Source organism: Streptomyces sp. NPDC052036, from assembly GCF_040680495.1.
In the GTDB taxonomy this organism is placed as follows: domain Bacteria; phylum Actinomycetota; class Actinomycetes; order Streptomycetales; family Streptomycetaceae; genus Streptomyces.
In genome coordinates, this window is record NZ_JBFAWW010000022.1 from 101,606 (window position 1) to 117,353 (window position 15,748).

Sequence of the window (15,748 nt, forward strand, 5' to 3'; positions counted from 1 at the left end):
TCAGCACGACCGACGACGAGAGCCCCCCATGTACGAGCTGTCCCGGGTCCGCCTCTACTCCATCGGGCCGGCCGGTGCGCGCTATGCCGACACCGTGCTGGACCTGCGGGGTGTGGGTGATCTGGTGCCCGACCCCGCGCCGATGCAGGCGGAGTTCTTCGAGGAGGAGCCCGCCGGGCCGCCGCGCCGCCCCGCGCCCGCCGGCGTGCTCTTCCTGGAGAACGGCGGCGGCAAGTCCGTCCTGCTGAAGCTGATCTTCTCGGTGATGCTGCCGGGTCACCGCAACACCCTCGGCGGCGCCAGCTCGGGTGTGCTGCGCAAGTTCCTGCTCGCCGACGACTGCGGCCATGTGGCGCTGGAGTGGCAGCACACGCTGACCGGTGAGTGCGTCGTGGTCGGCAAGGTCAGCGAATGGCGCGGCCGGCAGGTCTCCAACGACCCCCGCAAGTTCGCGGAGGCCTGGTACTCCTTCCGGCCGGGGCCCGGCCTCAGCCTCGACAACCTGCCGGTCGCCGAGTCCACCGCCGTACGGCCGCCCGTCGAGGGCGCGTCCGGCGCACAGGGGCGGCGCCGCACGATGAAGGGCTTCCGGGACGCCCTCACGGAGGCCGGCAAGGCGTACCCGCACCTCGAAGTGCACTGGGAAGAGATCCACGACCGCTGGAACGAGCATCTGACCGACCTCGGTCTCGACCCCGAACTCTTCCGCTACCAGCGGGAGATGAACGCCGACGAGGGTGAGGCCGCCGGCCTCTTCGCGGTCAAGAAGGACTCCGACTTCACCGACCTGCTGCTGCGCGCCGTCACCGACACCCGGGACACCGACGGACTCGCCGACCTGGTCAGCGGGTTCGGCAACAAGCTGGGACGACGCTCGGAGCTGATCGCCGAACGGGACTTCACCGCCGGGTCGGTGGACCTCCTCGGGCGCATCGTCGACGCCGCCGAGGGGCGGTCACGGGCCCGCGACATCCATGCGGGCGCCGAGCGGCGCACGCGCGCCCTGGCGCGGCGACTGTCCGCGCGCGGAGTGCGGGAACGGGTCCGGGCCGCCGATCTGGCCCAGCGGGTGACCGCCGCCGCGTACGCCGTCACCCACGCCGAGGGCGCCCGGGAGCGCAGTGCGCTGGTCGCAGCCGAACTGGCATACCGCCACGCCTCGTTGGCACTCGCCGGCGCCGAGAAGGCCGCCGCCGCGCAGAAGCGTGAACTGGCCGACGCCCGCCAGCTGTACTCCGCGTGGCAGGCCGCCGAGGTCGTTCTGCGGCACCGCGCCGCCGCCGACCGCTCCGCGCGCGTGGCCGCCGCGATCCGCGAGGCCGAGCGGGACGCCGCACCGGCGCTCGCCGCCCGGGCCAAGGCCGCCGTCGATCTCGTACGGGCGCTGCACGCGGCCGCCGAGAGCGCCGAGACCCTCGCCAACGAGGAGGAGGAGCGCTCCGCCGCCCTCCAGGAGGTCGGCGAGTCCGCCTACCGGGACTCCACCGCCGCCGCCACGGAGGCGCAGCGGGCCCGCAGCGAGGCCGGGCATCTGCGCCAGCGGCTCGACGAGGTCGAGCAGGAGACCGCTCAGGCCGTCCGGGCGGGCTGGCTGGACGACAGCGCTCCCGACGCCGACCCGGCCCGGGCCGCGCTGGCCGCGAGCGACGCGGAGAAGGAGGCCGTCGCGGCCTGGGACACCGCCCGGGAGGCCTCCCGCCGCGCGTCCGAGCACGCGCGCGAGGCCGCCTCGGCCGAGTCCCGGGCGGAACTGACGGCGGCCCGCTCGGCGGACGCGGCCACGGCCGCCGAGCGCACGTACCAGGCCGAGCGCCGGACCGCCGAGGCGCTGGCCGCGGAGGAGCGGCTGGCGGAACTGCTCAGCCTGTCGGGCGCGGACCAGGCTGCCCGGAAGCGGGTCCCCGGCCCCCGGCGTGACACGGACACGGACCCGGCCGACGTCCCGGCCACCGGCGAGGGCCCCCTCACACCCGAGGAGCTGGACGGCTTCGCCGACGAACTGCGCGCGCTGCTGGAGGACTCCGTCGTCTCCGCCGAACGACAGCTGTTCGAACTGCGCACGGCGGCGGCCGACGACGCACGCATCCTCGGCGCGCTCGGTGACGGCGGGCTGCTGCCGCCGGGCCCCGATGTGCTGGCGACCGTCGAGTTCCTCGGTGAGCACGGTATTCCCGCGCTGCCCGGCTGGCGCTATCTCGCCCAGGCCGTCGACCCCGCCGACCACGCACGTGTGCTGGCAGCCCGCCCCGAACTCGTCGACGGTGTGATCATCACCGATCCGGATTCGCACGCTCGGGCCCGCCAGACGTTGAGCGACGCCGCGCTGCTGCCGCGTTCGGCCGTCGCGGTCGGCACCGCCGCCGCGCTGCTCGCCCCGACCCCGACTCTCGATGAGAGCGACAGCGGCGCCGGCGGTGTCTTCCTGGTACCGCCGAACCCGGCCATGCACGACGAGCACGCCGCCGATGAGGAGCGGCAGGCGCTGCGCGCCCGGGCCACCGCGCGCGACGAGGAGATCCGGGCGTTCGCGGCCCGGCTCGGCAAGGAGCGCGAGCTGGCGGCCCGGCTGGCCTCTTGGCGCACCGGATGCCCCGCCGGACGGCTCACCGAACTCGCCACGGCCGCCCGGGACGCCCGCGCGTTCGCCCAGGAGGCGGAGGCCGAGCTGGGCGAGGCGCGCACCGCCCGCGCCGAGACCGACGAGGCCGCGGCCGAGGCCGCCCAGATGCGGGACGAGCGGCAGGAGGCCGCCCAGAAGGCCCGCCGCGCCGCCGACGCCCTCGCCGGGCTTGCCTTCCGGCTGCGCGAGCGAGCGGGCTGGCAGGTCAAGCTGCGGGAACTCGCCGACGAGGCGGTCGAGGCGGAGGCCCGCGCCCAGACCTGTCTGGAGCGCGCCCGGGCCGCCGACGAGGACCGCCGCGCCGCACAGCGCGCCGCCGACGACGCCCGTCGCACGGCGCGTGCGCTGCGCGCCGAGCGCGCGGAGATCGCGGGCGCCCCCGACGACGTACCGGAGGACGACGCGAACGCGCCCAGGACGTCCCTGCCCGCCCTCCGCGAGGCCTACCGGGCCGCCTCCCAGGTGTATGAGAAGGTCGGCGTCGGCGCCGATCTGCGGGCGGAGCAGGCGCGGGCCGAGAGCGACGAGTCCGCCGCCCTCGCCGAACTGGACCGGCTCAGCAACAAGGTGCGCACACGTGCCGAGCAGCTCCTTGAGTCACCCGACGGCTCCGACGGCCCGTCCCGGCAGGCCGCCGCCGCGCGCGCCGAGGAGCTGGTACAGCTGCTGGAGACCCGGATGTCCACGGCCAGCGAACAGCTCGGGCGGCTGCGCGGCGAGGCCGAGCGGCACGCGCCCGAGAACGGCGAGGCCCACACCGAGCTGTCCGAGGAACTGGCGCCCCGGGACGCCGAGCACGCACAGGCTCTGCTGCGTACGGCGACCGCCGAACTCGCCTCCCGGGTCGAGGCGCTCGGCCAGGCCCGCGAGGCCCACGCCGAACTCCTCGAGGCCCACCGGGCCGCCGAGGACGGGGCCGGCGGCTTCGACGAGGTCGCGGCGATGCTCCGCGATCTGCTGCGCGAGCACGCGTCCGAGGAGGAACAGGAGGAGCCGGAGCCCTATCCCGGCACGCTGGAGGAGGCCCGCCGGGCCGCTGCGGAGACCCGCAGATCGCTGCGTGGCTGCGCCGCCGATCTGTCTGCCGCCGAGAGCTCCGTGCGCGAGGCCTGCGACGTGCTGGTCCGGCACGCCAACTTCACCCGCTACGAGCAGGTCCGCACCCCCGCTCGGCAGCAGATCCGCGAACTCCCGGCGTCCGCGCTGCCGGAACACGCACAGCGATGGGCGGACGCCTTCGCACCCCGGTTGCGCGTCCTCACCGACGAACTGGCGCAGCTGGAGCGCAACCGGGACTCCATCGTGGACCGTCTGCGGGGCCTGGTGGAGTCGGCGCTGACGACCCTGCGGTCCGCGCAGCGGCTGTCCCGGCTGCCCGAGGGCCTCGGGGAGTGGTCCGGGCAGGAGTTCCTGCGGATCCGCTTCGAGGAACCCGACCAGTCCACGCTGATCGAACGCCTGGGCGAGGTCATCGACGAGGCGACCCGCGCAGCCGTGAAGAAGAACTCCGACCTGCGGCGCGACGGCATGTCGCTGCTGTTGAGGGGGGTCAGCGCGGCGCTCCAGCCCAAGGGCGTGGCGGTCGAGATCCTCAAGCCGGACGCCGTGCTGCGTGCCGAGCGGGTCCCGGTCGGGCAGATGGGAGACGTGTTCTCGGGCGGCCAGCTGCTCACCGCGGCCATCGCCCTGTACTGCACGATGGCCGCGCTGCGCTCCAACGACCGAGGCCGGGACAAGCACCGCCACGCGGGCACGCTGTTCCTGGACAACCCCATCGGACGCGCCAACGCCACCTACCTGCTGGAGCTGCAGCGGGCCGTCTCGGACGCGCTCGGCGTCCAGCTCCTGTACACCACGGGGCTGTTCGACACCACCGCGCTCGCCGAGTTCCCGCTGGTCATCCGGTTGCGCAACGACGCCGACCTACGGGCCGGGCTGAAGTACATCCGCGTCGAGGAGCACCTCCGGCCGGGACTGCCGCAGCAGCCGATGTCCGGAGAAGCGGTACACAGCGAGATCACCGCGACTCGGATGTTCAAACGACCCGCGTGACCTCACGCTTCCTCCCCGAGGCCGATCCGCGCACTTCTTGCCGAGCACCGTCGTGGTGATACATGGATCGACGCGGACCGGATCCGGTAGGGCGGAGCCGCCCACGACCTCGCGGCCCCTCGACCCCGCGTGACCCGCAGCCGCGCGGTCGAGCGGGGCCGAGGGGTCGTCGTCCCCGCCCGTCCACGCAGGGAAGGGGGCCGCCTCGACGGCGGCACCGTGACTCCGCCCCCTGTGGCTACGGGTGCGACAACTGGCCGGCGCCGCCCTGCCCGGGTATCCGACGCTGAGCCCGCTCCGCGGCCCGCGCCCGCCGACGCTCGCGGCGCAGCTGGCGAGCGGTGCTGCTGGGGGCCGACACCACTCCATGGCGCTGATGCCACATCTGGCGCGTCACCCAGACGTCGAGCACGCCCCACGTCGCCACCACCGTGCTGGCCACGCTCGAGAGGAGCATCGGGAACGCCAGCCAGGAGTCGGCCATCGTGCACAGGAAGGCGACGACCGCCTGGATCAGGGTCACCGAGATGATGAGCACGGCCCGCACCGCCGCCGTACGCACCGGATCCGGGAGCCGCCGCCTGCGCGCGGGCTCCTCCACCCACAACGGCCGGTAGCGCGGCGTCTCGTACCGCTCCTCGTCCCTCGACGCGCCCTGCCGGGCCGCCGGAACAGCCCCTGCGCGCGCCGCGCCCCGCTCCCGCGTCGCCACTCGGGAGGCGCGCACCGGGGCGGCGCGATCCGCCCTCCGTGCATCCCGTTGCGCCGTGGTGGGCGTAGCACCGCCCGGCCCGGGCGTCCCACGCCGCTCCGCAGTGCCCATCAACTCGTCACTCCCCACCGCCCGCAGGCCCCTTGTCCCGGTGTCATACGACTCCGGCTCCTCAGTGGCGGCCCGGCTTGCGTCGCTTTACGCCGCCTGAGCGCGGCTTGCGGCGCCTGTGGCCGAATCCGCCCCCGATTCCCGTACAGAAGGACGATCGACGTTCTGCGAAGATTCCCGACGAACGAAAATTTCCGGCCAACCGCCCCGGATGCCCGATCCGTTGTCCTCCTGCACCGCATGCCGGTTCCGGGGAGCAAATTCCCCGTAATGGCGGGACAACTCCCCATGTCCTGTTCGCTGTCCATGGGTGGTGCGCCCGGTCGACCCTTCGAGATACCTGTGTGTCGGTAGTAGGCTCACGCCGTTTGTTGACGCACACGCGTACCCCCGGCCGGAGGGGGTCGAGCTGGGGGAGGCCATGCGCTTTCGCGGGAAGTCCATCCGCCGGAAGATCGTGGCGCTCCTTCTCGTGCCGCTCCTGTCCCTGACTGCCATCTGGGCTTTTGCGACCGTGCTCACCGGCCGCGCGGCCCAGTCCGTGTTCCACGCCTCGTACGTCGTCGAAAAGGTCGGCTACCCCACCGAGGACACTGTCCGCCTCCTTCAGGAGGAACGCCGCCAGACCCTCGTCTACCTCGCGGACCCGCGCGTCTCCGACTCCCTCGCCACGCTCCACCGCAGCCGCGCCGCCACCGACGCGGTCGTGGCCGAGCTCCGTCGCAACAGCAAGGACGAGGACCTGCACCAGGAGATGGGGCCGGGCACCGCCGACCGGCTCACCTCGATCCTTGACGCCCTGGACGGCATGAAGTCGCTGCGCCGCAGCGTCGAGGACGGCACCGTCAAACGCACCCAGGCCTTCGACCTCTACAACCGTCTGATCGACCCCTGCTTCACGCTCCTGGCCAACCTTCAGCTCCTCGACAACGTCGACATGGACAAGCAAGGCCGTGCGCTCGCCGGTGTCTCGCGCGCCCGTGAACTGCTCTCCCGCGAGGACGCCCTCCTCGGCTCGGCGCTCGTCGCCGGACGGATCACCCGCGACGACATCCACCAGGTCTCCGGCCTCGTCGCGCAGCGCACCGTGATGTACGACGTCAGCCTGGCCCTGCTGCCGGGCGCGGAGAGTGAACGCTTCCGGCGCTACTGGAGGAACGCCGACACCGCACCCCTGCGCCTGGCCGAGCAGTCGGTCGTCGACGCCGCGCCCGGCACCGCGCACGGCGTCACCGCGAAGAGCTGGGACGAGGCCGCGGGGCCGGTCCTCGACCGGCTCGACACGATGGGCAGCCAGGCCGACGACCGCTATCACGACCGGGTACGCCCCCTGGCCGTCGACGTCATCGTCAAAGCGGCCGTCGCGGGCGTCCTGGGTCTCGTCGCCCTGCTGGTCTCCCTGATCATGTCCGTCCGCATCGGCCGTGGCCTCATCCGCGATCTGCGCCGGCTGCGTCTGGACGCCCACGAGGCGTCCGGGGTGCGGCTGCCCAGCGTGATGCGGCGTCTCTCGGCGGGCGAACAGGTCGACATCGAGACCGAGGTGCCGACCCTTGAGTACGACCAGAACGAGATCGGCGAGGTCGGTCAGGCCCTCAACACCCTCCAGCGCGCCGCGGTCGAGGCGGCCGTCAAACAGGCTGAGCTGCGCGCCGGGGTCTCCGAGGTCTTCGTCAACCTCGCCCGCCGCAGTCAGGTCCTTCTGCACAAACAGCTCACCCTCCTCGACACCATGGAGCGCAGGACCGAGGACACCGAGGAACTCGCCGACCTCTTCCGGCTCGACCACCTCACCACCCGCATGCGCCGCCACGCCGAGGGCCTGGTCATCCTCTCCGGCGCCGCCCCCTCCCGGCAGTGGCGCAAACCGGTGCAGCTCATGGACATCGTGCGCGCCGCTGTCGCCGAGGTCGAGGACTACGAGCGCATCGAGGTACGACGGCTGCCCCGCGTCGCCGTCACCGGCTCCGCGGTCGCCGACCTCACCCACCTGGTCGCCGAACTCCTGGAGAACGCCACGGTGTTCTCGCCGCCGCACACCGCCGTGCAGGTCATCGGCGAACGCGTCGCCAACGGCTTCACCCTGGAGATCCACGACCGCGGCCTGGGCATGGGGGCCGAGGCGCTCCTGGACGCCAACCTCCGACTCGCCGAAACTCCCGAGTTCGAACTGTCCGACACCGACCGGCTCGGCCTCTTCGTGGTCAGCAGACTCGCCCGGCGCCAGAACGTCCGCGTCTCCCTCCAGCCCTCCCCCTACGGCGGGACCACGGCCGTCGTCCTCATCCCCGACGTGCTGCTCACCGACGACGCCCCGGACACCCACGGAATCGGCTTCCGCCTCGACCGCCCGCTGCCCGACACCAAGGAGACCGGGGCCGAGGAACACACGCCGGGGCTCTCCGCCAAGCCCGCCCAGCTTCCTGGCATCCCGGCCCCGATCCTGGACGGTCCGGTGGAGCTGGAGGCCCCCGTCGACCTGGACGCGATCGACGACTTCCCCGGCGCCCTCGGCGACGAGGACAGCGAACGCGGAGGTCTCTTCCGCCCCCGCCGCTCGCTCGCCGACGCCCCGGGAGTCCATCGCCCCTCGACACGCGACTCCCGGCGCGAACCGGACCGAGCCGGCGACACCGACCACCCGGGCGGCCCCGTTCCGTTGCCGCGTCACCACGCCCCCAAGCTCGTCAGCTCCCACGGTCGTCCGGTGACGGGATCGGGGCCGCGGCGCGGACGTGCCGACGGCGAGGCGGAGCCGCTGGAACGGCGGGTGACAGATCTGCAGGAGGCCAGACGGCCGTCCGGTCGCCTGACGGAACCCACGGGAGGCGCTCCACGTTCCTACGGGGAACGGTCCGAGGCCCCTGCCCTGCCGCAGCGGCGTCGCACCCGGCCCCCGGCAGGAGCGGAGGGGGCCGCCCCGCAGCAGGACACGGAGAAGGGACAGACGGAATCGGACACGGGCGCGCTGCCCCGCCGGGTTCGACAGGCCAGCCTGGCACCGCAGTTGAAGGAAGACCCCGACCGGCTCGCCGAGCGGGACCGGTCCCGCACCCCGAACGGGGCAGGTCCGGCCGAGCGCGACGCCGACGAGGTCCGCAGCCGATTCGCCTCGCTCCAGCGAGGCTGGCAGCGCGGCCGCGAGGAGAACGCCGCGGGCGACGAGGCCCATGACGGCTCAGCACGAGGAACGACAAAGGGAGACGGTCGATGACGGCACCGAAGGCCGCAGGGCCCACCGCGACGAACGAGGCGTCGGGGGAGCTGAACTGGCTCCTCGACGACCTGGTGGAGCGCGTAGCCAGCATCCGCCAGGCGCTCGTGCTCTCCAGTGACGGCCTGCCGACAGGGGTCTCCAAGGAGCTGAGCCGCGAGGACAGCGAACACCTCGCCGCGGTCGCCTCCGGATTCCACAGCCTCGCCAAGGGGGTCGGACGGCACTTCGACGCCGGCGGCGTCCGGCAGACCATCGTGGAACTCGACGAGGCGTTCCTGTTCGTCACCGCCGCCGGTGACGGCAGCTGCCTCGCCGTCCTGTCGGACGCGGACTCCGACGTCGGGCAGGTGGCCTACGAGATGACCCTCCTGGTCAAGCGCGTCGGCGCACATCTCGCCTCCGCTCCGCGCACCGATCTGCCCTCGGGCGGGTAGTGAGATGGTATGAGCGGAGACGGTCAGGGAAGCAGCCACTGGTTCGATGACGAGGCCGGGCCCGTGGTCCGCCCGTACGCCGTGACGCGGGGCCGCACCAGCCACGGTGTCCAGCACCGCCTCGATCTGATCGCGGTGGTCGTCACCGAACCGCAGGTGGACCACCCCGAGGCGGACCCGTCGCTGTCCCCGGAACACGTGGACATCGTCGAGCTGTGCCGTGACGCCCCCCAGTCGGTCGCCGAACTCGCCGTCGAACTCGACCTGCCTGTGGGAGTGGTCCGCGTTCTCGTGGGAGACCTCGTGGACGAGGACCTGGTGCATGTGTCGCGTCCCGTGCCGCCCGCCGAGCTGGTGGACGAGAGCATCCTGCGCGATGTGATCAACGGCCTGCGGGCCCTGTGAGCCGGGGGTGTCCGCGCGGCCCCGGAAGGGGCGCGGACACCCGGAAGCGGCAAGCGTCCGGCTGCGGGATGCCCCGGGAGCAGGGGGCATCGGGGCGCAGGACATCCAGGGAGAAAGAACTGCCCGGGCGCGAGGGCCCGGAAGCGAGACCCGTCCGGGCGCGAGAGGGCCCGGAAGCGAGACCCGTCCGGGCCAGGGAGAGCCCAGTGGCTTGAGTGCGCGCCGGTGCGGTCTCCCGCGCGTGGACCGGCGCCGGCAGGCACCGACGGTTATGATCTGCTCGATCGTCGACCACCGGCTGCGGCGAGCCGATCAGTCTCCCGCGGACACGGTTCCGAGCTGCGCGATCGGAGACACGGACGTGACCACGGGCTGGCAGTTCTGGGTCGACCGCGGCGGCACCTTCACCGACGTCGTCGCGCGCCGCCCGGACGGCCACCTGCTCACCCACAAGCTCCTGTCGGACAACCCCCACCACTACGCGGACGCGGCCGTCGCGGGCGTGCGTGAACTCTTCGACCACGACGGGTCGATCGACAGTGTCCGGATGGGCACGACCGTCGCCACGAACGCCCTCCTGGAACGCAGTGGCGAACGCACCCTCCTCGTCATCACCCGCGGCTTCCGCGACGCCCTGCGCATCGCCTACCAGAACCGCCCGAGCATCTTCGCCCGCGCGATCGAGCTTCCGGAGCCGCTCTACGAGCGGGTCGTCGAGGTCGACGAACGCATCGCCGCCGACGGCACCGTCCTGCGTGCCCCCGACCTTGAGGCCCTCGCCGGAGCGCTCCAGGAGGCGTACGACGACGGGATCCGCGCCGTCGCCGTGGTCTGTATGCACAGCCATCTGCACCCGGCCCACGAGCGGGCCGTCGGGGAGCTGGCCGCCCGGACGGGGTTTCCGCAGATCTCGCTCTCCAGCGAGGTCAGCCCCCTGATGAAACTGGTCCCGCGCGGTGACACGGCCGTCGTCGATGCCTACCTCTCGCCTGTCCTGCGGCGCTACGTCCAGCACGTCGCCGACGAACTCGAAGGCGTGCGGCTGATGTTCATGCAGTCCAACGGGGGACTGGCCGAGGCCGGACAGTTCCGCGGCAAGGACGCCGTTCTCTCCGGGCCCGCAGGCGGCATCGTCGGCATGGCCCGGATGTCGCAGCTCGCCGGCTTCGACCGCGTCATCGGCTTCGACATGGGCGGCACGTCCACCGATGTCTCCCACTTCGCCGGTGAGTACGAGCGGGTTTTCACCACGCAGATCGGAGGTGTCCGGCTGCGCGCACCCATGCTCGACATCCACACGGTTGCGGCCGGCGGCGGCTCGGTCCTCCACTTCGACGGCTCTCGTTACCGCGTAGGGCCGGACTCGGCCGGCGCGGTCCCGGGGCCGGCCTGCTACCGGGGCGGCGGCCCGCTCACCGTCACGGACGCCAACGTCATGCTCGGCCGGATCCAGCCCGCCCACTTCCCCAGGGTGTTCGGCCCCGACGGAGACCAGCCGCTGGACGACGTCCTGGTCCGCGAACGGTTCGCCGCCCTCGCACAGGAGATCCGCGCGCGGACCGGCGACGACCGGACCTGCGAGCAGGTCGCCGAGGGCTACCTCCAGATCGCGGTCGCCGACATCGCCAACGCCGTCAAGCGGATCTCGGTCCAGAAGGGCCACGACGTCACCCGCTACGCGCTCACCACCTTCGGCGGAGCCGGCGGCCAGCACGCGTGCAAGGTCGCGGACTCCCTGGGCATCCGCACCGTCCTCGTACCCCCCATGGCCGGTGTCCTCTCCGCGCTCGGCATCGGGCTCGCCGACACCACGGCCATGCGCGAGCAGTCCGTCGAGGCACCCCTGGACCCCGCCTCGATGCCACGGGTCTGTGAGACCGCCGACGACCTGGAAGCCGCCGCCCGCGCCGAACTCCTCGCCGAGGACGTGCCCGAGGACCGCATCCGTATCGCCCGCAGGGCCCAGCTGCGCTACGACGGCACGGACACCACCCTCACCGTCGAGCTGACCGAGCCCGACACGATGAAACGCGCCTTCGAAGATCGTCATCGCGCCACATACTCCTTCACGCTCGACCGCCCGATCGTCGTCGAAGCCCTCTCCGTGGAAGCCACCGGCATCACTCAACCCCCCGATCTGTCGGCCCTCGCCCCGTACGAAGGCCGCTCCGCCGCCCCCGAGACCGTCCGTCTTCATACGGGCGGTGCTTGGCGCGACGTACCTCTCCACCGCCGGGAGCATCTGCCTCCCGGCGAGACCGTCATCGGCCCCGCGATCATCACGGAGACGAGTGCCACGACCGTCGTCGACGACGGCTGGCAGGCCGTGGCGACCGATGACGGGCATCTGGTCATGGAACGCCTGGCGATTACGGAGAGTTCCGACCTCGACACGAAAGTCGACCCCGTCCTGCTTGAGGTGTTCAACAACCTCTTCATGTCCATCGCCGAACAGATGGGCGCCCGCCTGGAGTCCACGGCCCAGTCCGTCAACATCAAGGAACGCCTGGACTTCTCCTGCGCCCTCTTCGACCCCGACGGCAACCTGATCGCCAACGCCCCCCACATCCCCGTCCACCTGGGCTCCATGGGCACCAGCGTCAAAGAGGTCATCCGACGGCGCGCGGGCGCCATCCGCCCCGGAGACACCTACGCCGTCAACGACCCCTACCACGGCGGCACCCATCTGCCCGACGTCACCGTCATCACCCCGGTCTTCGACACGGAGGGTGAGCGAATCCTGTTCCATGTCGCCTCCCGCGGCCACCACGCGGAGATCGGCGGCATCGCCCCGGGCTCCATGCCCGCGCACAGCCGCACCATCGAGCAGGAGGGCATCCTCTTCGACAACTGGCTGCTCGCCGAGAACGGCCGCTTCCGTGAGGAGGAGACCCTCCGGCTCCTGACCGAGGCGCCCCACCCGTCACGCAACCCCAAGACCAACCTCGCCGATCTGCGCGCCCAGATCGCCGCCAACCGCAAGGGCGTGGACGAAGTCGGCCGGATGATCGAGAACCTCGGCCTGGACGTCGTACAGGCGTACATGAAGCACGTCCAGGACAATGCCGAGGAAGCGGTCCGCCGTGTCATCGACGCCCTGGACGACGGCGAGTGCGCCTACGAGACGGATTCCGGAGCGGTCATCCGCGTCCGTGTGCGCGTACACCGCGACAGCCGCTCCGCGACCATCGACTTCACCGGTACGTCCCCCCAGCTGACCACCAACTTCAACGCACCCTTCTCGGTCGTCAACGCCGCGGTCCTGTACGTCTTTCGCACTCTGGTCGCCGACGACATCCCGCTGAACGACGGTTGTCTGCGCCCCCTCGACATCGTCGTACCGCCCGGCTCCATGCTTGCGCCCGAACCCCCGGCCGCCGTCGTCGCCGGCAACGTCGAGACCTCTCAGTCCCTCACCGGCGCGCTGTACGCGGCGCTCGCTGTGCAGGCGGAGGGATCCGGCACCATGAACAACGTCACCTTCGGCAACGACCGGTACCAGTACTACGAGACCGTGGCCTCCGGCTCCGGCGCGGGCGACGGTTTCCCCGGCGCACCCGTCGTCCAGACCCACATGACCAACTCGCGACTGACCGATCCCGAGATCCTCGAATGGCGACTGCCCGTCCTGCTCGACGAGTTCGCGGTACGGTACGGCAGTGGCGGCGCCGGCCGCTGGTGCGGCGGGGACGGGGCGGTCCGCCGGATCCGCTTCCAGGAACCCATGACCGTCTCCACGCTCTCCCAGCACCGCAGAGTCCCTCCCTACGGCATGGCGGGCGGCGAGCCGGGCGCGCTCGGAGCCAACCGCGTGGAGCGCGCGGACGGAACGGTGCTGCACCTCGAGGGCAGTGATTCGGCAGACGTGGGCCCCGGCGACGTGCTGGTCGTCGAAACCCCCGGCGGCGGAGGCTACGGACCGCCGCCGACCGACCCCCAGAGCAGGAGAAGAGAACGATGATCTTCGGGCGCAGTGAGCGCGGCAAGCCTCCCGTCGAGCCCGTCACGCTCAAGATCCTCGTGGCCGGCGGTTTCGGCGTGGGCAAGACCACCCTTGTCGGCGCGGTCAGCGAGATCCGGCCGCTGCGCACCGAGGAGGTACTCACCGAGGCCGGTCGCCCGGTCGACGACACCAGCGGTGTGGAGGGCAAGCACACCACCACCGTCGCGATGGACTTCGGCCGCATCACCCTCCGCGAGGACCTGGCGCTCTACCTCTTCGGCACGCCGGGCCAGGACCGTTTCTGGTTCCTGTGGGACGAACTGGCCACCGGTGCTCTGGGAGCGGTCGTCCTCGCCGACACCCGGCGCCTGGAGGACTGCTTCGCCGCCGTCGACTACTTCGAGCGCCGCTCCATACCGTTCGTCGTCGGCGTCAACTGCTTCGAGGGAGCGGCCCATTACCCCGTCGAGGATGTCCGGCGGGCCCTCGACCTCGACGACGGTGTGCCGGTCGTTCTCTGTGACGCACGTGAGCGAGAGTCGGTGAAGGACGTCCTCGTCGAGGTCGTACGGCACGCCTTGGCGTACTCGGCCGACCGGCACGCGGGCGTCACCACCTGAACCCCCGCTCCGGCCACCCGCGGCCCGTACCCCGCCGACCAAGGCACGGACCGGGGACCTCCACGCGCGCGTGGGGCACACGCGAGACGCACGCACGCGTGGAGGGAGCTTTCAGCCCACGCCGTCCTCGTGCCAGCCGAAGCTCTTCTCCACGGCCTTGCGCCATTTGTGGTACTCACGGTCGCGCACCGAGGACTCCATGACGGGTGTCCACTCCACGTCCTGCTGCCAGTGCGACTTCAGTTCATCGAGGTCGTGCCACACCCCGGTCGCCAGCCCGGCCGCGTACGCCGCGCCCAGACAGGTCGTCTCGGAGACCTTCGGACGGATCACAGGCACACCGAGCACATCCGCCTGGTGCTGCATCAGCAGCTGGTTCTTCGTCATGCCGCCGTCGACCTTGAGGTTGGTGATCTGCACCCCGGAGTCCTGGAACATGGCGTCCACGACCTCGCGAGTCTGCCAGCTCGTGGCCTCCAGCACCGCCCGCGCGAGGTGCGCCTTCGTGACGTACCGCGTCAGGCCGGTGACTACGCCGCGCGCGTCGGAGCGCCAGTACGGCGCGAACAGACCGGAGAAGGCCGGCACGATGTACGCGCCGCCGTTGTCCTCGACGCTCGCCGCCAGCGTCTCTATCTCGTCCGCGCCGCGGATGATGCCGAGCTGGTCGCGGAACCACTGCACCAGCGCGCCCGTGATCGCGATCGAGCCCTCCAGACAGTAGACCGGCGCCTCGTCGCCGATCTTGTACCCCATGGTCGTGAGCAGGCCGTTCTTCGACGGCACCGGCCGATTGCCGGTGTTGAGCAGCAGGAAGCTGCCCGTGCCGTAGGTGTTCTTCGCCGTGCCCACGTCGTAGCAGGCCTGTCCGAACACAGCCGCCTGCTGGTCACCCAGCGCCGAGGCCACGGGCACACCCGCCAGCTGGCCCACGGCGGTTCCGTAGACCTCGGAGGAGGACCTGATCTCCGGCAGTACGGCCTCGGGGATGTTCATGGCGGTCAGGAGCGCGGGGTCCCACTGGAGCGTCTCCAGGTTCATCAGCATCGTGCGCCCCGCATTGGTGACGTCGGTGACGTGCCGCCCGCCGTCCGTGCCCCCGGTCAGGTTCCAGATCAGCCAGGAGTCGATGGTGCCGAAGGCGATCTCGCCACGCTCGGCCCGGGCCCTGAGACCGGGCACGTTGTCGAGCAGCCAGGCCGCCTTGGGGCCGGAGAAGTAGCTCGCCAGCGGCAGCCCGGTCTGCTCGCGGAAACGATCCTGCCCGTCGGATCCCCCGAGTTCGTTGCACAGTGCAGCCGTCCGGGTGTCCTGCCAGACGATCGCGTTGTGCACGGGCTTGCCCGTGGCGCGGTCCCACAGCACCGTCGTCTCGCGCTGGTTGGTGATGCCGAGCGCGCTGAGCTGGTCGGCGCGCAGTCCCGCCTTCGCGATCGCGCCCGCGACCACGGCCTGCACCTTGGACCAGATCTCCGTGGCGTCGTGCTCCACCCAGCCGGGCTTGGGGAAGATCTGGCGGTGCTCGCGCTGGTCCACGGCGACGATCGCGCCGTCCTGGTCGAAGACGATGCAACGGCTGGACGTGGTGCCCTGGTCGATCGCGGCGACGTACTGCTGAGCGGTGTCCGTCATGA

The 15,748-nt window shown here is 71.8% G+C and carries 7 protein-coding genes and 1 pseudogene; 6 read left to right on the forward strand and 2 right to left on the reverse strand.

Translation table 11 applies throughout. The annotated features are described in order from the left end of the window. Nucleotides 1-28: 28 nt before the first annotated feature. Nucleotides 29-4,672 (forward strand): hypothetical protein, encoded by a 4,644-nt coding sequence (locus tag AB0L95_RS27390; protein WP_365165663.1) that lies wholly within the window; start codon nucleotides 29-31, stop codon nucleotides 4,670-4,672. Nucleotides 4,673-4,910: 238 nt separating this feature from the next. On the opposite strand, the gene AB0L95_RS27395 is transcribed toward AB0L95_RS27390, so the two are convergent. Beyond that, nucleotides 4,911-5,495 (reverse strand): hypothetical protein, encoded by a 585-nt coding sequence (locus AB0L95_RS27395; protein ID WP_365165666.1) that lies wholly within the window; start codon nucleotides 5,493-5,495, stop codon nucleotides 4,911-4,913. Between the two features lie 421 nt (nucleotides 5,496-5,916). Between AB0L95_RS27395 and AB0L95_RS27400 the strand changes: the two genes are divergently transcribed. From AB0L95_RS27400 to AB0L95_RS27420, 5 genes and pseudogenes are all read left to right on the forward strand, one after another. After that, entirely contained in the window at nucleotides 5,917-8,709 is a 2,793-nt protein-coding gene (locus AB0L95_RS27400; RefSeq protein WP_365165668.1) for a nitrate- and nitrite sensing domain-containing protein, read from the forward strand. Continuing rightward, nucleotides 8,706-9,146: a roadblock/LC7 domain-containing protein gene (locus tag AB0L95_RS27405; RefSeq protein WP_365165671.1), complete on the forward strand. Its 441-nt coding sequence runs from the start codon at nucleotides 8,706-8,708 to the stop codon at nucleotides 9,144-9,146. Before AB0L95_RS27400 ends, AB0L95_RS27405 begins: the two co-directional genes overlap by 4 nt. A gap of 9 nt (nucleotides 9,147-9,155) precedes the next feature. After that, the gene (locus tag AB0L95_RS27410; protein ID WP_365165674.1) at nucleotides 9,156-9,551 is read left to right on the forward strand and encodes a DUF742 domain-containing protein; all 396 of its coding nucleotides are present in this window, start codon (nucleotides 9,156-9,158) and stop codon (nucleotides 9,549-9,551) included. Nucleotides 9,552-9,912: 361 nt separating this feature from the next. Next, nucleotides 9,913-13,528: pseudogene (locus AB0L95_RS27415) on the forward strand (hydantoinase B/oxoprolinase family protein). Then, nucleotides 13,509-14,114 carry an ATP/GTP-binding protein gene (locus tag AB0L95_RS27420; protein WP_365165677.1) on the forward strand — a complete coding sequence of 202 codons (606 nt, stop codon included), beginning with the start codon at nucleotides 13,509-13,511 and terminating at the stop codon, nucleotides 14,112-14,114. The pseudogene AB0L95_RS27415 and the gene AB0L95_RS27420 overlap by 20 nt, the downstream one beginning before the upstream one ends. Before the next feature lie 111 nt (nucleotides 14,115-14,225). Here AB0L95_RS27420 and glpK read toward each other — a convergent pair whose 3' ends face one another. Then, complete coding sequence (gene glpK / locus AB0L95_RS27425; RefSeq protein WP_365165680.1) at nucleotides 14,226-15,746, reverse strand: glycerol kinase GlpK; 1,521 nt, start codon at nucleotides 15,744-15,746, stop codon at nucleotides 14,226-14,228. Between the last annotated feature and the right edge of the window lie 2 nt (nucleotides 15,747-15,748).